General features: G+C 72.2%; 16 protein-coding genes. 8 read left to right on the forward strand and 8 right to left on the reverse strand.

Annotation, left to right across the window (positions count from 1 at the left end; all coding sequences use genetic code 11):
- The first annotated feature begins 62 nt into the window (after positions 1-62).
- Positions 63-1,319, forward strand: a complete 1,257-nt coding sequence (locus ACWEQG_RS08950; RefSeq protein ID WP_452283132.1) for a winged helix-turn-helix domain-containing protein — start codon at positions 63-65, stop codon at positions 1,317-1,319.
- A gap of 51 nt (positions 1,320-1,370) precedes the next feature.
- On the opposite strand, the gene ACWEQG_RS08955 is transcribed toward ACWEQG_RS08950, so the two are convergent.
- The 6 genes from ACWEQG_RS08955 to mtrA all read right to left on the reverse strand — a co-directional run bounded on the left by ACWEQG_RS08955 (position 1,371) and on the right by mtrA (position 8,398).
- Positions 1,371-2,075 carry a response regulator transcription factor gene (locus tag ACWEQG_RS08955; protein ID WP_346230376.1) on the reverse strand — a complete coding sequence of 235 codons (705 nt, stop codon included), beginning with the start codon at positions 2,073-2,075 and terminating at the stop codon, positions 1,371-1,373.
- A 161-nt stretch (positions 2,076-2,236) separates the two neighbouring features.
- Positions 2,237-2,905 carry a ribosome hibernation-promoting factor, HPF/YfiA family gene (hpf, locus tag ACWEQG_RS08960; protein ID WP_363460893.1) on the reverse strand — a complete coding sequence of 223 codons (669 nt, stop codon included), beginning with the start codon at positions 2,903-2,905 and terminating at the stop codon, positions 2,237-2,239.
- Positions 2,906-3,432: 527 nt separating this feature from the next.
- Positions 3,433-4,155: a ComF family protein gene (locus ACWEQG_RS08965; RefSeq protein ID WP_452283134.1), complete on the reverse strand. Its 723-nt coding sequence runs from the start codon at positions 4,153-4,155 to the stop codon at positions 3,433-3,435.
- A gap of 44 nt (positions 4,156-4,199) precedes the next feature.
- A complete protein-coding gene (locus ACWEQG_RS08970) occupies positions 4,200-5,966 on the reverse strand; it encodes an LpqB family beta-propeller domain-containing protein (protein ID WP_363460889.1) in 1,767 nt (588 codons plus the stop codon).
- A complete protein-coding gene (gene mtrB, locus ACWEQG_RS08975) occupies positions 5,956-7,704 on the reverse strand; it encodes an MtrAB system histidine kinase MtrB (RefSeq protein WP_452283135.1) in 1,749 nt (582 codons plus the stop codon). The genes ACWEQG_RS08970 and mtrB overlap by 11 nt, the downstream gene beginning before the upstream one ends.
- Positions 7,705-7,720: 16 nt before the next feature.
- Positions 7,721-8,398 (reverse strand): MtrAB system response regulator MtrA, encoded by a 678-nt coding sequence (gene mtrA, locus ACWEQG_RS08980; protein WP_030509347.1) that lies wholly within the window; start codon positions 8,396-8,398, stop codon positions 7,721-7,723.
- Positions 8,399-8,681: 283 nt separating this feature from the next.
- Between mtrA and ACWEQG_RS08985 the strand changes: the two genes are divergently transcribed.
- Genes ACWEQG_RS08985 through ACWEQG_RS09005 form a run of 5 tightly spaced genes read left to right on the forward strand, consistent with a single transcriptional unit; the run spans position 8,682 to position 14,052 of the window.
- The gene (locus tag ACWEQG_RS08985; protein ID WP_452283137.1) at positions 8,682-9,992 is read left to right on the forward strand and encodes a glycerophosphoryl diester phosphodiesterase membrane domain-containing protein; all 1,311 of its coding nucleotides are present in this window, start codon (positions 8,682-8,684) and stop codon (positions 9,990-9,992) included.
- Complete coding sequence (locus tag ACWEQG_RS08990; RefSeq protein ID WP_452283139.1) at positions 9,989-10,627, forward strand: DUF4129 domain-containing protein; 639 nt, start codon at positions 9,989-9,991, stop codon at positions 10,625-10,627. Before ACWEQG_RS08985 ends, ACWEQG_RS08990 begins: the two co-directional genes overlap by 4 nt.
- A complete protein-coding gene (locus ACWEQG_RS08995) occupies positions 10,624-11,763 on the forward strand; it encodes a DUF4350 domain-containing protein (protein WP_452283141.1) in 1,140 nt (379 codons plus the stop codon). Before ACWEQG_RS08990 ends, ACWEQG_RS08995 begins: the two co-directional genes overlap by 4 nt.
- Positions 11,760-12,719, forward strand: coding sequence for an AAA family ATPase (locus tag ACWEQG_RS09000; RefSeq protein ID WP_452283143.1), 960 nt, complete (start codon positions 11,760-11,762; stop codon positions 12,717-12,719). The genes ACWEQG_RS08995 and ACWEQG_RS09000 overlap by 4 nt, the downstream gene beginning before the upstream one ends.
- Positions 12,720-12,726: 7 nt before the next feature.
- Positions 12,727-14,052 carry a DUF58 domain-containing protein gene (locus ACWEQG_RS09005; protein WP_452283144.1) on the forward strand — a complete coding sequence of 442 codons (1,326 nt, stop codon included), beginning with the start codon at positions 12,727-12,729 and terminating at the stop codon, positions 14,050-14,052.
- A gap of 15 nt (positions 14,053-14,067) precedes the next feature.
- Here the strand turns inward: ACWEQG_RS09005 and ACWEQG_RS09010 are convergent, their stop codons facing one another.
- Complete coding sequence (locus ACWEQG_RS09010; RefSeq protein ID WP_452283146.1) at positions 14,068-15,060, reverse strand: stage II sporulation protein M; 993 nt, start codon at positions 15,058-15,060, stop codon at positions 14,068-14,070.
- A 74-nt stretch (positions 15,061-15,134) separates the two neighbouring features.
- Here ACWEQG_RS09010 and ACWEQG_RS09015 point away from each other — a divergent pair, with 74 nt between their 5' ends.
- Positions 15,135-16,058 carry an RDD family protein gene (locus ACWEQG_RS09015; protein ID WP_452283148.1) on the forward strand — a complete coding sequence of 308 codons (924 nt, stop codon included), beginning with the start codon at positions 15,135-15,137 and terminating at the stop codon, positions 16,056-16,058.
- 133 nt (positions 16,059-16,191) lie between these two features.
- On the opposite strand, the gene ACWEQG_RS09020 is transcribed toward ACWEQG_RS09015, so the two are convergent.
- Positions 16,192-17,634, reverse strand: a complete 1,443-nt coding sequence (locus tag ACWEQG_RS09020) for an LVIVD repeat-containing protein (protein ID WP_452283150.1) — start codon at positions 17,632-17,634, stop codon at positions 16,192-16,194.
- Between the two features lie 132 nt (positions 17,635-17,766).
- Between ACWEQG_RS09020 and ACWEQG_RS09025 the strand changes: the two genes are divergently transcribed.
- The gene (locus ACWEQG_RS09025; protein ID WP_452283152.1) at positions 17,767-18,417 is read left to right on the forward strand and encodes a DUF305 domain-containing protein; all 651 of its coding nucleotides are present in this window, start codon (positions 17,767-17,769) and stop codon (positions 18,415-18,417) included.
- Positions 18,418-18,553: the final 136 nt, after the last annotated feature.

Below are 18,553 nucleotides of genomic sequence, written 5' to 3' on the forward strand. Positions count from 1 at the left end.
CCGGACCCGGATCCGAACCACCGTAAGCGTTTTGTCGGTCACGGCGTCTAGCATCTGTGGCTGTGACCGACCTGACCGCCGATCTCACCGCTGACGAGGCCCGCAGGATCATCCTCCGGGCCCAGGGTTTCCTCGGCGCCGCGGCCCGCGGCGGCGGCGTCTCCGCCATGCTGCGGCGCGTCGGCGCCGTCCAGCTCGACACCATCTCCGTCCTCGCCCGCTCCCATGAGCTCGTCGCGTACGCGCGCCTGGGGGCGGTCGGGCGCCCCGCGGTCGAGCGGGCCTACTGGGACGACCCCGCCCGGGCCTTCGAGTACTGGTGCCATGCCGCCTGCATCCTGCCCGTCGAGCAGTGGCCGCTGTACGCCTTCCGCCGCCGGGCCTACCGGGAGCGGCGGTTCCGCTGGCACGAGGTGCCGCCCGTCGTCGACAAGGTCCTGGAGCAGGTGCGCACGGACGGCCCGCTGACGACGGCCGACATCGGCGGCGCCAAGAACGGGGGCCCGTGGTGGGACTGGTCGGACACCAAGATCGCGATTGAGTTCCTGCTCGACATCGGTGAGGTCGTCTGCACCCGCCGCGTCGGCTGGCGGCGCGTCTACGAGCTGGCCGAGCGCGCGGTCCCCGCGGACCTGCTCGCGCAGGACCTGTCCGACGAGGAGTGCGTGGCCCGGCTGACCGCGATCGCCGGGCGGTCGCTCGGCGTGGCGACCAGGGCGGACCTGGTCGACTTCACCCGCGTCAAGGGCGGGCACGCCGCCATGCTCGACGAGGCGCTGCTGAGCGGCGCGGCCGGCCTCGTGCCCGTACGCGTGTCGGGTTGGCCCGCACGGCGCGGCGCGGACGCGGGCGGGCCGAACGCCTGGGCCGATCCCGCGGCGCTGGACGGCGAGCCGCGCGGGCGGCACCGCACCACGCCGCTGTCGCCGTTCGACTCGCTCATCTGGGAGCGGGCGCGGGCGGAGCGGGTGTTCGGCCTCAACCACCGCCTGGAGGCGTACGTCCCGAAGGACAAGCGGGTGCACGGCTACTTCGCGATGCCGGTGCTCGCGGGCGGACGGATCATCGGCCGGGTCGACCCGGCCCGCGAGGGCGCCACGCTGGTCGCCCGGCAGGTCGGCTTCGAGCCGGGCGGCGGCCGCACGAGGGCCGTGGAGGCGATGAGCGACGCCCTGTGGGAGGCCGCGAGCTGGGTCGGCTGCACCGACGTGCGGGTGGAGCGGGTCACCGCCCCGGACCTGGAGGCCCCGTTGCGCGCCGCCGTGGCCCGTGGTCCCGAGGGGGCGCCGCCGGCCAAGCCATCGCCAAGTGCCCCCTGAGGACCTGTTCCGACAGTGGACGCATGACGACAGACGACGCGGTCACCCCGCTCAGGTGATCTCCAGCAGCCGCTCGCGCACGGCGTAGACCACGGCCTCCATGCGCGAGTGGAGCTGGAGCTTCTCCAGGATGTTGCGGACGTGGTTCTTCACCGTGTTCTCGGAGATGAACAGGTCCTTGGCGATCTCGCGGTTGTTCATGCCCTTCGCCACGAGGCGCAGGACCTCCATCTCCCGCTCGGTCAGGCGGGGAACCGGGAGCTGGGGCGGCCGCTCGGCCTCCTTGCGGCTCATGTTCGCGAACTCGCTGATCAACTTGGCCGCCATGGCGGGGTTGATGAGCGACTGACCCTCGTGGACGCCGCGCACGGCGTCGGGCACCTCGTCGATCTGGACGTCCTTGAGCAGGTATCCGGTGGCACCCGCCTTGATCGCCTCGAAGAGGTCCTCCTCCTCGTCGCTGACCGTCAGCATGATGATCCGGGTGCTCGGCACCGACTCCTTGATCTTCCGGGTCGCCCCGATGCCGTCCAGCCTCGGCATGCGGACGTCCATCAGGACCACGTCCGGCATCAACCGGTCCGCGAGCTCGACGGCCTCCTGGCCGTCGTTCGCCTCGCCTACCACCTCGATGTCCGCCTCCGCGGCCAGCGCGAGCTCCAGACTGCGGCGGATCAGCGCGTGATCGTCCACGATCAGCACACGGATCGGCTCGCTTCGACCGGCTGCTCGGGCCGCCTCGTCGGGTCGGGTCACGGAACCTCCTTGCGGGGGCCAAGGACGCTGGATCGCCATCATTACACGGGTGCCAGGGTGGTTAGGGATCTTGTCGCGCCCGTCCGTCCCTCTCCGCCCGGTTTCTGCCCGGATGTGCGGAGCCCCGGCCCAGATGTCCGGGCCGGGGCGCCTCGCGGAAGCTAGCTCTCGACGAGCCTGAGGACTCCGTAGTCATAGCCACGCCGGCGGTAGACGACGCTCGGCTGGCCCCCTTCCTTGTCCCGGAAGAGATAGAAGTCGTGACCCACCAGCTCCATCTCCAGGAGCGCCTGGTCGATCGTCATGGGGTCGGCCTTGTGGAACTTCTCGCGTACGATCAGCGGTCCTTCGCCGTCCATCTCGATGGGCACGATGGGCTCGGACGTCGCGCCCCGCTCCGCGGCGATCTCCGCCGGGATCTCCGCGACCGGCGTCGGCTCCGGTTCCTCCCGGAGGGTCTGGATCTCCCCCTGGACGTCCGCCACCGCGGTGTACGAGGCGACCGAGCGAGGATAGTTCTTCCCATGGTGGATCTTGCGGCGGTCGGCCAGGCGCCTCAGCCGCTCCTCCAGCTTGCCGATGGCGATGTCCAGCGCCGAGAACCGGTCGTCCGCACAGGCCTCGGCGCGAATGGCGGGGCCCCGCGAGTGGATCGTCAACTCCACCCGTTCACGTTGCCCACTCTGCCGGTGATTGGGCTCTTTCGAGACCTCTACGTCGATCTGGATGAGCTTGTTGTTGAGCTTCTGGATCCTGGCCAGCTTGGACGTCACTTGATCGCGGAACCGGTCACCTACAGTGGTGTGCCGTCCCTTGACGATGATTTCCACGCAAAGCCCCCCTTCGCACATCGACGGTGGTGCACGCGCTCCTTGGACACCCGTCCGGCCGACCTGGTCTTCGTCCCCACATCCGCCTGCTGAGAGATTCGCAGCTCACTCGCCACTACTACCCTTCTCCTCTGACGGGGGACATCTGGACCCCCGGGAGGGCAGGACTTACCTCTAAGCCGCACCGTGATCGGTCGACCAAGAGTCGCCTTACGTGGGCCGTTTCGCCTGCGGCTGGCATCGGCTAGCCAGGCCGGACTCCGCGATGGAGTCGGCCCGGCGCAACCACGGACCCGAACGGGTGCCATGTCTGAACGCTAGTCGCTACCGCCTCGAATGTCAGCCAGGAGATCGGCTAAACGATCACTTTGCGTGATCCCGGTTGCCGTCTCGCCGATGGAAAATTCGCGGTCATGTTCTGGGAATCCCCGCCAGCGCGGCATTCACACCTGCACTGAGCAGGTAACTCACCGCAAATCCGGCATAGAGCCGCCCCGCCGCAGGGCACCCTCGGCTTGCACCAGTCTTTACTGTCGGTGATGTTCACCAATCCGGCGTCTCCGGCGTGTCGCGGCGATCGTCACCGCCACGGCCGGCTCCGTGCCCGTGGCGCGCAGCGCCCTGGCCGCCTCCGCCAGCGTCGTCCCGGTCGTCACGACGTCGTCCACCAGGACCACGGCGACGGCCCCCGGACGGCGGCCGGAGGGCCGCAGCCGCGCCGCCGCGCCCGGCGCGACCTCGAAGGCGCCCGACAGGTTGACGGCCCGCTCCGCCGATCCCAGCCCCGCCTGGTCGGCCACGCGCCGGCCCTGACGGAGCAGGGGCGCGAGGGCGGCGGGGCGGCCCCGCCGGCACAGCTCCCGGGCCGCCGCCGCGGCGAGGCTCCGCACGGGATCGTGCCCGCGGCGGCGGGAGGCGGCCCTGGCGCTCGGAACCGGCACCAGCCACAGCTCGCGGTCCGCTTCCCCGTCCGCCGCCCACGCGGCCACACAGGCGCTCACCGAGGCGGCCAGGGCCGGCACCAGGGCCGTACGGCCGCGTTCCTTGTGCGCGAGGATCATCCGGCGGGCCGCTCCGTCGTAGACGGTGGCCGACCAGCAGTCCGGCAGGCCCGCGGGCGGCGGATCCGGCGGCCGGGGAGCAGGCTCCCGCAGCAACCCGGCCGTGCAGGACGGGCAGGCCATGGTGCCCGGCGCGCCGCATCCGGCGCAGCGGGGCGGAAGGATCAGGTCGAGCAGGGCCGCCGGCACGCGCCCAGCATGCCGCCCGCCACCGACAATCCGCTCCGGGCGGCTCAGCCGAGGGGGTAGACGGGGTTGGTGGCGCCGTTGTAGGCGCGCGGGGTCCAGGCGTGCTTGTCCATGCTGTAGGTGAGCACCTGGCCGTCGTCGGCCGCCGCGAGGACGTGGTCGGGGGCGGCGGCGACCGACTTGACCTTCGAGTCGAGCTTGATGGGCCCGTCACCCGGGACGACGCCCTCCATCACCGACCACGTGACCAGTTCCTGGCCGCTCCTGCCCTCCGACAGCACGAGCAGGTCGGCGGCGTCCTGCCACGCGATGTCCTTGATCTTCTGCGCGTCGCGCGGCTCGATGAGCGTCCGTATGGACTCGATCCGGGTCTGCTGGCCGTTGCGGACGATCGTGCCGATCTTCACGGAGGTGCCGAGGCCGTCGTCGAGGATCGCGGCGACGCGGGCGCCGTCCCGGGAGACCCGCAGCTTGACGATGCGCCCGTACGACAGCTCCTCGTTGACGTCCACCCGGCGGGCCCGGCCGTTCTCGGCCACCCAGACCCGGCTCTCGTGCGGGTTGACCCTCTCGGCCGACCAGACGGCCCCGTACCGGTCCCAGGAGGGCGGGCTCATGTCCCCGCCCGCGATCCACCGCTGCCACTGGCTGCCCGGTGTCATCGGGGCGGCGTAGACGCCGTCGCCGTTGACCAGGGCGGCCACGAGGGGCGGGAAGTCCCCGGGGTCGGAGACGGCCGGCTGGGAGAACTTCCCGGCCTGCTCGCCCGCCGCGCCGGGCACCGGCGTGCCGTCGCCCTTCTCCTTGAACTGCAGCAGCCTGCCGCCCTGCATGTAGTACGCCTGCACCGAGCCGGTCAGCACGCTCGGGTCGTAGCGGGCGTAGTCGGCGGGCCGGAAGCGCAGCCCCGAACCGCCGTTCGCGCGGATCTCGACGGTCCGGCCGGTCACCAGCTCGCCGAGCGTCCAGACGAGCTGGGCCTTCAGCGCGTCGAGACGGTCGGAGGGCACCGACTCCAGCTCCGCGGAGAAGTCGATCACGACCGTGTCGCCCTCGACCGTGATGCGGTTGAGCTGCGTTCCCGGCGGGAAGGCGCTGCTGACCGCGTTCCTGATGGACGAGGTCGGTCCGGCGAGCAGGCGGCGGACCAGCGTCTCCGGCACCCCCCGGCTGGGCTCGACGGGCGCCCACACGCGGTCGGCCACGAGGCCGACCTCCCCGGTGGCCGGCGGATAGTACAGGTCCACCTTCCGGTACGCGCGCCACAGGTCGTCGTACGACAGCAGGCGGGAGTCGGGCGGCACGTCGATCCGCCACTCGCCGTTCTGCTTGACCAGCGTGAACGGCTCGACGAAGTTGCCGGCGGCCGGGGTGGACCTGCCCTCCTCGTCGATCGTGGCGACCGCCGTGCCCTTCATCGTCACCGTCGTCCGGCTCACCTCCTGGAGGTTCTGCGCGCGGTCCGACTCGATCTTGCCCTCGTAGATCCGGGTCTGCCGCCACGGGTTCCAGACCTTGGCCGCGCCGGGGGTGAGGTACTCCCTGGCGACGCTCAGGTTCCGGTCGTCGAAGGCCGCCATGGCCGCCTGGAAGCCCTTGACGATGTCCTCGGGCAGGGCGCCCTTCTTCGGCCGTGTGGCGATCAGCCGCACGTACGGCTGGCTGAGCGTGTCCTTGCCGTGGTCCTCCTGGGCCGGGCGGGGGCTGCCGCTCGTGGGCACGGTGGCGCACCCCGCACCGCCGGTGACCAGGACGAGCGCCGCACCGGCGACAGCGGTGAGACGGCGGGCGCCGAGCCGCTCACTCCGCATCGAAGGCCCCCGCCTCCGCGTTCTCCCGCGCCCGCGGCGCCGCCTCCGGCGCGACGCCGGCGGCCGGGGTCAGGACCGGCGTGGCGTGGCCGCGCCACGTGCGCCGCATCTCGACCTCCGGCGGCACGAGCGGGAGCGGCGACCCGCGCAGCGGGGCGCCCGCGACGCGCGGCAGCGACAGGCGGAACTGGCTGCCCTCCCCCGGAGCGCCCCACGCCTGGAGCCAGCCGCCGTGCAGCATGGCGTCCTCCCGCGAGATCGCCAGGCCGAGCCCGGTGCCGCCGATGGTCCGGGCGCGGGAGGGGTCGGCCCGCCAGAAGCGGTCGAACACCATCGTCTCCTCACCCGGCTTCAGGCCGACCCCGTGGTCGCGTACGGCCACGGCCACGGCGTCGCGGTCGGCGCCGAGCGTGACGACGATGTCCTTGCCCTCGCCGTGCTCGATGGCGTTGAAGAGCAGGTTGCGCAGGATGCGCTCGACCCTGCGGCTGTCCACCTCGGCCATGCAGGGCTCGTTGGGCAGGCGCAGCTCGAACCGGGTGGCCTGCCGCTCGGCGAGCGTCTCGGAGTCGCCCACCGCGCGCAGCACCACGTCGCGCATGTCGACGGGATCCAGGTCGAGAGTGGCCGCGCCCGCGTCGTACCGGCTGATCTCCAGCAGGTCGGCGAGCATCGACTCGAAGCGTTCGAGCTGGTTCTGCATCAGTTCGGCGGCCCGGGCGGAGGCGGGATCGAAGTCGTCGCGGCCCTCGTACAGCAGGTCGGCGGCCATCCGGACGGTCGTCAGCGGCGTGCGCAGCTCGTGGGAGACGTCGGAGACGAACTGCCGCTGCACCTGCGAGAGCTCCTCCAGCTGGTGGATCTTCAGAGCGAGATTGGACGCCATCTCGTTGAACGAGGTCGCCAGCCGGGCGAGGTCGTCCTCCCCGCGCACCTTGAGCCGCTCCTCGAGACGGCCGGCGGCGAGCCGTTCCGCGGCCTGGCGCGCGAGCCGTACGGGCGTGACCACCTGCCGCGTGACCAGGAAGGCGACACCGGCGAGCAGCAGCACGAGCGCGGCTCCCGCGCCGAAGACCATCTGCTGCACCGTGAGCAGCGTCTTCTCCTCGTCGCCGAGCGGGAAGACGTGGTAGATCTCGTAGGTCCCGTTGACGCGGGCGCCGACCACCATGCCGCTCTCGGGCTGCTTGGCCCCGATGTAGCGGATCGTCGTGAACGCCTTCCAGAGCGACTGCTCCTCGCTGCCCTGCACCTTCTCCCGCAGCGAGACCGGGATGCTCGACCAGTCGACCTGGCCGGACGCCCGGCCCTCGCCGACCGAGACCTCGTTGAAGACGACGACGTCGTAGCGGCCGCCGGAGCGGTCGGTCAGGGCCTTGGCCGCCGCGTCGACGGGGTTGACCGTCTGCCCCTGAGCCGTGGCGTCCTGGGCGTTGTCGGTCACGTCCGCCGGTTGGGTTAGGTAGCCGCTCGCGGTCGCGACGTTCGCCCGGGACTCCTCGACCGCCGCCACCTCGCTGGAGGTCAGCACCGAGGCGCTGATCGACTGGTACAGGAAGACGCCGAGGACGGCCACGACGGCCATCGACAGCACGAGTGTGCTGGTGACAACGCGAAGCTGGAGCGAGCGGCGCCAGGCGCGCCGCAGCCGGCCCGCGAGGCGGCGCGTGCGTCTGCGGACCCCACGGGCGATCTGGCCCGGGGTCCTGCGACGGGGTTTCCTCGCGGGGACCGGCATGACGGTGACGACCGGCTCAGGCCGGTCCGGCCTTGTAACCCACGCCCCGGACCGTGACGACGATCTCGGGGTGCTCGGGGTCCTTCTCGATCTTCGCGCGCAGGCGCTGGACGTGCACGTTCACGAGACGGGTGTCGGCGGCGTGCCGGTAGCCCCAGACCTGCTCCAGCAGCACCTCGCGGGTGAAGACCTGGCGGGGCTTGCGGGCCAGCGCGACCAGCAGGTCGAACTCGAGCGGCGTGAGGTTGATGGTCTCCTCGCCGCGCTTGACCGAGTGGCCGGCCACGTCGATGGTGATGTCGCCGATCTGCAGGATCTCGGGGGTCGGCTCGTCGGTGCGGCGCAGGCGGGCGCGCACGCGGGCGACGAGCTCCTTGGGCTTGAACGGCTTGACGATGTAGTCGTCCGCGCCGGACTCCAGGCCGAGCACGACGTCGATGGTGTCGCTCTTGGCCGTGAGCATCACGATCGGGACACCGGACTCCGCGCGGATGCGGCGGCAGACGTCGATGCCGTCGGCGCCGGGGAGCATCAGGTCGAGCAGGACGAGGTCCGGCCGGGTGTCCCTGAAGGCGTCGAGCGCCTTGTCGCCATCGGACACGAACGACGGCTCAAAACCCTCCCCGCGCAAGACGATGCCGAGCATCTCGGCGAGAGCGGCGTCGTCGTCGACGACCAGCACGCGTCCTTTCATGGCCCCTCATTCGTACGCGTATGGGAGATTTGGGCGTTTGTCACAGGTTCCCCCGCAGGCTACCGGTGGCCGCCACTTGGGTGTTACACGACCATGACAGAGGTTGGAGTTTAGGCGCAGCAGACGTAGCGCGCGATTATCTGACCAGATGCGGTCACACCGGCGGGAATCCCGTGGTGCGGTCACGTTCCAAGTGTGCTCCCGCACCCCCTGTTTCGGCCATCCCCAGAGAGCCTCGCGTACGGTCGCGCGGCAGGCCCGTACATCATGCCAGGATTGGGACATGACAGACGGCCCCGGCTCCACCCCCGACGTGCCCTCCGGCTGGGCGGCCGAGCAGCCTCCCCCCTACGGCGGGGCCGCCGGGTCCTGGGCCTCACCCGGCGCACCGGGAGGTCCCGCCGATCCTCCACCCCCCGTTCCGCCGCAGCAGGGAGCGTATCCGCCCGCCTCCCATGCGCCCGCTCCCTATGCGCCCGCTCCGGGAGGGCCGTACGGATACCGGCCGCCGGACGCGCCGCGGCCGGGCATCATCCCGCTGCGGCCGCTGGCGCTCGGCGACATCCTCGACGGCACGATCAAGCTGATCCGCTCGAACCCCAAGGCCACCCTCGGCCTGTCGGCGATCGTGGCGGCGATCACCGCCATCCCGACCGCCATCGGGCAGGCCTTCTCCGCCGGTTCGCTCGGCGAGCTCATGGACGACCCGTACGCCGCCGACGCGGTGAGCGGGCCGCTCGCCGGAGGGGTCTCGCAGCTCGTCGGCGGGATCGTCGGCTACGCCATGACGTTCGTGGGCACGACGATCCTCACCGGCGTCCTCACCCGGGTGCTCGGGCGCGCGGTGTTCGGCGGGCGCATCACGGTGGGCGAGGCGTGGCGGCTCGCGCGGTCGCGCGTGCCCGCGCTGTTCGGGCTGGTGCTGCTGCAGGCGCTCATCCTCCTGCTGCCGTTACTCGCGCTCGTCGCGGTGTTCGTGAGCCTGGCCGCGGCCGGCGCGTTCGACGGCACGGTGGGCACCACCGCCGGGGTCGGGGTCCTCGTCGGCCTGCTGTTCTTCCTTGCCTACGTCCCGTACCTGCTGTTCTTCTACACGCGCATGTCGCTGGCGGCCCCCGCGGTCGTGCTGGAGGGCCGCGGGGTCACCGACGCCATGAGCCGCTCGTGGCGTCTGGTGAAGGGCGACAGCTGGCGGGTGCTCGGCATCCTGCTGCTCACCTCCCTGCTCGCGGCCGTCATCAGCGGCGTGCTGGCGGTGCCGTTCACGTTCGGCGGCACGCTCGTCGGGATACTCAGCGGCGGCACCGCGGCCGGGACCGTCTTCGCGGCGATCCTCCTGACGGCCGGCCAGGTCCTCGCCTCCATGATCACTTACCCCTTCTCGGCGGGCGTGGCCGGGCTGCTGTACGCCGACCGGCGGATGCGGGCCGAGGCGTTCGACCTCGTGCTGCAGACGGCGGCGGCGCGCAACCAGTCGCAGGGCTGGGTGCACGCGGGGATCGACGACCTGTGGCACCCGGGCTACGGCGCCGAGCCGGGCTCCGCGCCCCACCAGGGGGCTCCGCCGTACGGGCCGTACGGCCCGCAGGCGTGACGGCCGTGCGGGCCGCCGCACTGCTCGCCTCGCCCGTCGACACCGGCCGCGACGAGGCCGCGCGGGAGGCGGCGCGCGAGCTGTCAGGGGCGGGCTACCAGCACGAGCCGCTGTTCGACCGGCTGTGGCGGGAGATCTCGCAGTTCTTCGGCGACCTGCTGAGCGGCGGCGGCACGGGCGAAGGCGGCGTCGTGGCACTCGTCCTCCTCGCCGTCCTCCTCGCCGTCCTGGCCGTGCTGCTCCTGTGGGCCCTGCGCCGCTTCTCCGGCGGCCGGCGTACGGAGAGCGGAGCGGTGTTCGGACAGCGCGAGCGGACCGCCGCCGAGCATCGCGCCGAGGCCGAACGCCTGGCGGCCGAGGGCGGCTGGGCCGGCGCCATCCAGGAGCGGCTGCGCGCCATCGCCCGCGAACTGGAGGAACGCGCCGTCGTCAGCCCGATGCCGGGCCGGACCGCCGATGAGCTGGCCGAGGCCGCCGGGCAGGCCCTGCCGTCCCACGCGGCCGACCTGCGCGCGGCGGCACACCTGTTCGACGACGTGACCTACGGCGGTGCGGGCGGCACCCGGGAGGGTTACCTGACGCTCACCGCACTGGACGAACGCCTGCGGTCGGCCCGCACGGGTGCGGCCGCATGACCGTCAGGACGCCGGGACGCGCGCGGCAGACGGCCTGGGTCACGCTGCTGGCGGCGCTCGTGCTGGCCGCGGCGGCGCTGCCCGTACTGCTGTCGGGGGGACCGTCCGGGGGCCGTGCCCTCGATCCCGGCGACACCTCTCTACAGGGCGGCGCCGCCCTCGCCCGGCTGCTGGCGGCGCACGGGGTGGAAGTGGTGCGGGCGGAGACCCCCGACGAGGCGGTGGCCGCCGCCGGGCCGCAGACCCTGCTGCTGGTCACGGAGGCGAGCCTCCTGGACCGCGACGCCGCCGGCCGCATCGCCGAGGCGCCCGGCGACCGGCTCCTGGCGGGCTTCGTGCCGTACCTCCGCGTGCTCGCCCCCGGCGTACGCAGGCATGGCGAGGCGCGCACCCGGTCCCGGGCCCCGGAATGCGCGCTGCGGGAGGCCGTGCGGGCCGGCAACGCCTACACCGGCGGCGTGTCCCTCACCGGGCCGCCGGGGGCCACGGGCTGCTATCCGGCCGGCGACGGGCACACCCTGGTCCGTTACACCGCGGACGGGCACACGGTGACCGTGCTGGGCGACGCGTCGTTCCTGACCAACCTGCGTCTCGCGGAGGACGGCAACGCGGCGCTCGCGCTGAACCTGGCGGGTGCGCGGACGAAGCTCGTCTGGCTCAGCGCGCCGGACGAGCCCGCCGAGACCGGCGGCGCGACGGACGAGGAGGCCCGATCGCTCGGCGACCTCATCCCCGCCGGGGTGAAGTGGGCGGTCATCCAGCTCGTCGTCGCGGTGGCCGTGGCCGCCCTGTGGCGGGGACGCAGGCTCGGGCCCGTCGTGGTCGAGCGCCTGCCCGTGGTCGTGCGGGCGGCGGAGACCGTGGAGGGCCGCGGACGCCTCTACCGGTCCCGCCGGGCCAGGGACCGGGCCGCCCTCGCGCTGCGGGCCGCCGCGGCCGACCGGCTCGCCCCCCGCCTCGGACTGCCCCGCACCGCCACCCCGGAGGAGGTCGCCGTCGCGGCGGCCGCCCGTACCGGCCGGGACCCGCAGCCCGTGCTGACGCTGCTGTGCGGCCCGCCGCCCGGGGACGACACCGCGCTGGTGGCCCTCTCCGCCCACCTGGACACACTCGAAAGGCAGGTACGAGACTCTTGACCATTCCTGAATCGGACGCCGCGCGCGACGCGCTCGCGGCGCTGCGGGCGGAGGTGGCCAAGGCGGTCGTGGGCCAGGACCCGATCGTCACCGGCCTGGTCATCGCGCTGCTGTGCCGGGGTCACGTGCTGCTGGAGGGCGTGCCCGGCGTGGCCAAGACCCTGCTCGTACGCACGCTGTCGGCCACGCTCGCACTGGACTTCAAGCGGGTGCAGTTCACCCCCGACCTCATGCCGGGCGACGTCACGGGGTCGCTGGTCTACGACGCGCGGACGGCGGAGTTCGAGTTCCGCGAGGGGCCCGTCTTCACCAACCTGCTGCTCGCCGACGAGGTCAACCGCACCCCGCCGAAGACCCAGGCCGCCCTGCTCGAGGCCATGGAGGAACGGCAGGTCAGCGTCGAGGGCCAGGCCCGCGCGCTGCCCGATCCGTTCATCGTGGTGGCGACGCAGAACCCCGTCGAGTACGAGGGCACCTACCAGCTTCCCGAGGCGCAGCTCGACCGGTTCCAGCTCAAGCTGACCGTGCCGCTGCCGCCGCGCGATCAGGAGATCGCCGTGCTGGAGCGGCACGCGCTCGGCTTCGACCCGCGCGACCTGTCGGAGATCAAGCCGGTGGCGTCCGCGGCCGACCTCGAGGCGGGACGCCGGGCGGTCGCCCAGGTCCACGTGGGAGCCGAGGTGCTCGGCTACATCGTGGACGTCGCCCGGGCCACCCGGCAGTCGCCCTCGCTGCAGCTCGGCGTCTCCCCCCGGGGGGCCACCGCGCTGCTGGCCGCCGCCCGCGCGTGGGCCTGGCTGTCGGGCCGGTCGTACGTGACGCCGGACGACGTGAAGGCCCTGGCGCGGCCCGCCCTGCGGCACCGGGTGGGGCTGCGCCCGGAGGCCGAACTGGAGGGCGCTACCCCCGACGGCATCCTGGAGGGCATCCTGGCCGCCGTCCCCGTTCCCCGGTGAGGGCCGCGTGGCGCTGACCGGACGCGCGGGACTGCTCGCCGCCCTCGCCGCGATCGTCGTGCTCCTCGCTCCCGAGCCCGGCCTGGTCGTGCCGGCCGCGCTGCTCGTGCTCGCCGCGCTCGTGGCGGCCGACCTGCTGCTCGCGGGAGCCGTGCGCGGGCTGCGGTTCGAACGCGACGGCGAACGGCGGGTGCGGCTCGGGCAGTCGGCGGCGATCGGCCTGATCGTGGACAACCCCGGCCGGCGGCGGGTCCGGGGTGTCCTGCGCGACGCCTGGCAGCCTTCGGCCGGGGCCGCTCCGCGCCGGGCGGCGCTCGACGTGCCGCCCCGCGAGCGGCGGCGCCTGGTCACGACGCTGACGCCCACCCGCAGGGGTGATCGGGAGGCCGTCGCCGTGACGGTCCGCTCGGCCGGGCCCCTCGGCCTGGCGGCCCGGCAGCGCACGTTCCACGTGCCGTGGACGGTCCGCGTGCTGCCGCCGTTCCTCAGCCGCAGGCATCTGCCCGCACGGCTGGCCCGGCTGCGCGAGCTCGACGGGCGGCATCCCGCGCTGGTGCGCGGCCAGGGCACCGAGTTCGACTCGCTGCGCGAATACGTGGTCGGCGACGACGTCCGCTCGATCGACTGGCGGGCGAGCGCCCGGCGCAGCGACGTCGTCGTGCGGACCTGGCGGCCCGAACGCGACCGCCGCGTGCTGATCGTGCTCGACACCGGCCGCACCTCGGCGGGCCGGGTCGGGGTGGCGCCGGTGCCCGGCTCCGGCCCTTCCGGGTGGCCCCGGCTGGACTGGTCGATGGACGCGGCGCTGCTGCTGGCCGCCCTCGCCTCCCGGGCCGGCGACCGCGTCGACTTCCTCGCCTACGACCGCGCCGTGCGGGCCCAGGTGTCCGGCGCGTCGCGGACCGAGATGCTGTCGTCGCTGGTGAACGTGATGGCGCCGATCGAGGCGGAGCTCGTCGAGGCCGACGCGGCCGGGATGGTGGCGGCCGTGCTGTCGAGGGCGAGGCGGCGCTGCCTGGTGGTGCTGCTGACCGACCTGAACGCGGCGGCAATGCAGGAGGGCCTGCTGCCCGTGCTGCCCAGCCTGTCGTCCCGGCACATGGTCCTGGTGGCCTCCGTCGCCGATCCGCGGGTGGCGGACATGGCGGCCGGGCGGGGCACCGCCGAGGCGGTCTACGACGCCGCCGCGGCCGAGCGGCTGCGCGGCGAGCGTCGCGAGATCACCGCCGTGCTGCGCCGTCACGGTGTGGAGGTCGTGGACGCCCTGCCGGAGGACGTCGCCCCCGCGCTGGCCGACGCGTATCTCGCTCTGAAGGCCGCCGGCCGTCTCTGAGTTCTACGCGGTGGGTCAGGCGGTCGGGGCGAGATCGGGGGCGTGCTCGATGTCCCCCGTCTCGTTCGCGCGTTCCGCACGGCGGCCGAAGACGATCACGTATGCCAGGAAGAGCGCCTCCGCAAGCGCGCCGATCGAGATGCGCGCCCAGGTCGGCAGGCCCGACGGGGTGACCCCCGCCTCGATGAGCCCGGACACGAGCAGCACCACGACCAGCCCCAGCGCGACGCTCATCACAGCCCTGCCCTGCTCGGCCAGCGCCTCCGCGCGACGCCTCGGGCCGGGATCGATGACGGTCCAGCCCAGCCGCATCCCGGCGCCCGCCGCCAGGAAGACCGCGGTCAGCTCCAGCATGCCGTGCGGCAGGATCAGCCCCCAGAACACGTCCGCCTTGCCGTGCGAGTGCATCAGGCCGCCCAGGAGCCCCACGTTGGCGGCGTTCTGCCACAGGATCCAGGGAATGGGCAGGCCGAGCAGGATCGCCGAGACCACGACCTGCATGGACACCCAGGCGTTGTTCAGCCACACGTGACCGGCGAACGACGCGGCGGGATTCTCCGAGTAGTAGTCGGCGAAGTCGTGTTCGACGATTTGACGGATCTCCTCGGGTGTGCCGACGAGATTCTGCACCGTGGGATCGCCCGCCACCCACACGCCCACGACGTACGCGACCGCGAGTGAGGCGACGGTGGCGCCGATCCACCACCGGCGTGACCGGTAGGCCACCACGGGGAACGACACCGTGAAGAACCGGGCCACCTCCCGCCAGGCCGGGCTGTGGGCGCCGGTGACCGCCGAGCGCGCCCTCGCCACCAGCGACGACAGGCGACCGACGAGGAGGGCGTCGGCCGACCCCGACCGCACGATGGACAGGTGGGTCGCCGCCCTCTGGTAGAGCTCGACCAGCTCGTCGACCTCCGCGCCGCGCAGCGTGCGCTGCCGCCGTACGAGGTCGTCCAACCGGTCCCAGGACGGCTTGCTCGCGGCGACGAACGCATCGATGTCCACAGATCGGACCCTATCGGCGGCAGCCGCGAGGCGGGGCAATCGAAGGCAGTATCGAAGGCAGTAGGGTGCGCAGTGTGTCCGAAGTCGTGACCGGCGAGGCGGTCGTCGTCGAGGTTCGCATCGCTCAGCTCTCCAGCCGCGCCCTGGCCTTCCTCATCGACTGGGTCGTCCAGTGGGCGGCGATGATCACGGCGTTCGTGCTGGTCACGCAGGCGTCCCTGGTGACCGACCAGTCGCTGGCCACCGGTCTGCTCATCCTGTTCATCGTGCTGGTCACCGTGGGCTACCCGGTCGCGTTCGAGACGATCAGCAGGGGCCGCTCGCTGGGCAAGCTCGCCCTCGGCCTGCGCGTGGTGAGCGACGACGGCGGGCCGGAGCGCTTCCGGCAGGCGTTGTTCCGCGGGCTCGCCGGGTTCCTGGAGTTCTGGACGTTCTCCGGCGCCCCCGCGCTCATCACCTCGCTCGTCAACCAGCGCGGCAAGCGCCTCGGGGACCTGTTCGCCGGGACGACCGTCATTGGGGAACGGACGCCGCGCCAGGCCCCGCCGCCGGAGATGCCCCCGCCGCTCGCGTCGTGGGCCGCGACGCTGGAGCTGTCCGGGCTGTCCGACGACCTGGCCAACACCGCGCGGCAGTACCTGTCCCGGTGGCACCAGCTCAGCCCGGGCATGCGGGAGGAGATAGGACTGCGCGTAGCCGGCCAGGTCAGCGCGCAGGTGGCGCCGCCGCCCCCGCCGGGCGTCCCGCCGTACGCCTACCTGGCCGCCGTACTGGCCGAACGCAGGCGCCGCGCGGAGATCCGGCTCGCCCGGGCCCGTTCCGCTTCCCCGCCGTACGGCCCGCAGGGAGACGGCGTTCATCAGGGTCACGGCGTTCATCAGGGGCAATACGGGATTCAGGGCTCCGCCTACCACGCGCCGCCGCCCCCGCCGCGGGAGCCGGCACCGCCGCGCGGAGAGGCTCCGCCGACATCGGGAGGATTTGTTCCGCCGATTTAGGTGTAGGGCCCGATTTGCGGGGCACCTGTGGTCATTGCAGGTCATGGGGCATACCTGCAGTGGGGTTGAGGCGGGCATCGCCGGTGCGTTGAGGGAGAGGCCGCACCGGAGGTGCCCGCCTCCGCGTCTGCGGCTAGTGCCTGCCGTGCTCGCGGTACGAGCCCTGGCTCTGCACGTTGAGGATGTCCATCTTCACGCTCCTGGCCTGGTTCGTACGCGGGTCGTCGATCCGCAGGACGTCGAATCCCGTGTTGAAGTCGCTGCCGTAGATGTAGCCGTTGTAGTAGTAGGCCGACCAGAAGCCGCCGCTCAGCGGCTCCGACCACGGGCCGCGCTCGAAGTAGCCGATCTCCTGCGGATGCGCCGAGTCGGTGAAGTCCCAGATCGAGACGCCGCCCTGATACCACGCCTGCACCATGATGTCGCGGCCCTTCACCGGGATCAGGGAGCCGTTGTGCGCGACGCAGTTCTCGGTGTCGTCCTGGTAGCGGCCGATCTTGAAGTAGCTCTTGAAGACCAGCTTGTTGCCGCGGGTGATGTCGTAGACGGCGTCGGCGCCGCGGTTCGGGCCGATCGCCTCGTTGCAGGTGGCCGCGCTGCCGCCGCCGAGCTCGTCGGTGAAGACCACCTTGGTGCCCTCGTTGTTGAACGTCGCCGAGTGCCAGAAGGCGAAGTTCTCGTCGTCGCGGACGACGTCGAGGACCTTGGGGTGCTCGGGGTCGCGGATGTCCATCAGGATGCCGTCACCCATACAGGCTCCGGCCGCGATGCCCTTCTCCGGGTAGGCGGTGATGTCGTGGCAGCCGGTCGTCGCGAACGTGCCGTCGGGGTAGGACTGCCCGTCGCCCGGGTTGCCGCCATCCGGGAACAGCACCGGCGTCGCCACGACGGAGGCGGCGGTGGGGTTCTCGAGCGGGACCTTGATGATGGAGATCAGGTCGTGCGGCGGCGTGCAGTCGGGGAAGGCCTCCGACGGGCCGTAGGAGGAGACGTAGATGTAGACGTTCTTGCCCCTCTTGTCCGGCACGAGGGTGTGCGTGTGGGACCCGCAGTTCGTCTCCACCGACTTGATGTACTTCGGGTTCGACTTGTCGCCGACGTCGAAGATGCGGACGCCCTCCCACGACTCCTTGACCGACGCCGCCTGGCTCTTGCTGGAGCACGAGTCGTTGTCGCGGGATGAGTCGACGGACCCGAACAGCAGATCGCCGTACACGGACATGTCCATCTGGGAGCCGGGGCAGACCACCGAGCTCACCACCGCCGGCCGCTTCGGATTCCTGATGTCGAAGATCGTGAACCCGCCGTAGTTGCCGACATAGGCGTAGTCGCCCTGGAAGGCCATGTCGGTGTTGATGGTGCCGGCCAGGGCGGCCGGGGTCGGCACGTTCGCGACGTGCGCGACGTTCGGGCTCATCGCGATCTCGCCGGGGGCCAGGACGTCGGCGGCCTGTGCGGGGCCGCCGGCAAGAGCCAGGACGACCGCCGCTCCCGCCACGGCCGGCAGCCGGCTGCTGCGGCGTAAGGTGAACAACTCGCTGTCCTCCTCATAAAAGAGGGAGATAAATGAACGCATCGTCACCTTTGACAGGTCATTCCGCCAGCTGTCAATCTGTCAAGAAAACTGCCACATGTCGCCCTTTGACCTGATGCGGGCACCGGGTTAGCGTCGTGATCATCTCCACACGCTCCGTGACGAGGAGGCGGCGTGCGGGTCGCACGAGTTAGCAGGGTGCGGGTGGCGCTGACCCTTGTCACCGGTGCCGCCCTTCTCCTGGGCGGCTGCTCCCAGGACGTACGCGCGAGCGGGCCGGCGTCGACCGCCCCCGTGATCGCACCCGGCCGGCCCGGGGAGGAGGCCAGGACCCTCAGCCCCGCCGAGGCGGCCACCGCGGTCCCCTCCCCCTCGATCAACGCGGCCGATGTCCGGTACGTCCAGGACATGATCGTCCACCACCGGCAGGCGCTGGACATGGCGGGTCTGGCGCCCGCGCGGGCCTCGTCCGCCAAGCTGAAGGCGCTCGCGGCCCGCATCCACGACGTACAGGGACCGGAGATCCGGGTCATGACCTCCTGGCTGGACCGGGAGCGTCTCCCCCGGCCCGATCACCACGCGAGCCATGAGGACATGCCGGGCATGGCCACCCCGGAGCAGATGAAGGCGCTCAGGGCGGCCCACGGCACCGGGTTCGACAGTCTGTTCCTCCAGTTGATGATCGCTCACCACGAGGGCGCGATCACGATGGCCACGCGGGCGCTCACCGGCGGTCCGCACCTCACCGTCGAACAGTGGGCCACCGATGTGATCGCCGAGCAGACCGCCGAGATCCGGCGCATGCGTGCGATGCAGGACGCCTGAATTCCTGCGCTTCCCCCGGCCGGAAATTGACCCAGCACGCCGATTGCGAGGCTTGAGGCGACACCGGCACCCGGATTTAGCGAGATATGAGCAGTCATATCCGTAACGACTATTTCTCTCCGTTCCTGTGACCCCA

This window comes from Microbispora sp. NPDC004025 (assembly GCF_053604425.1).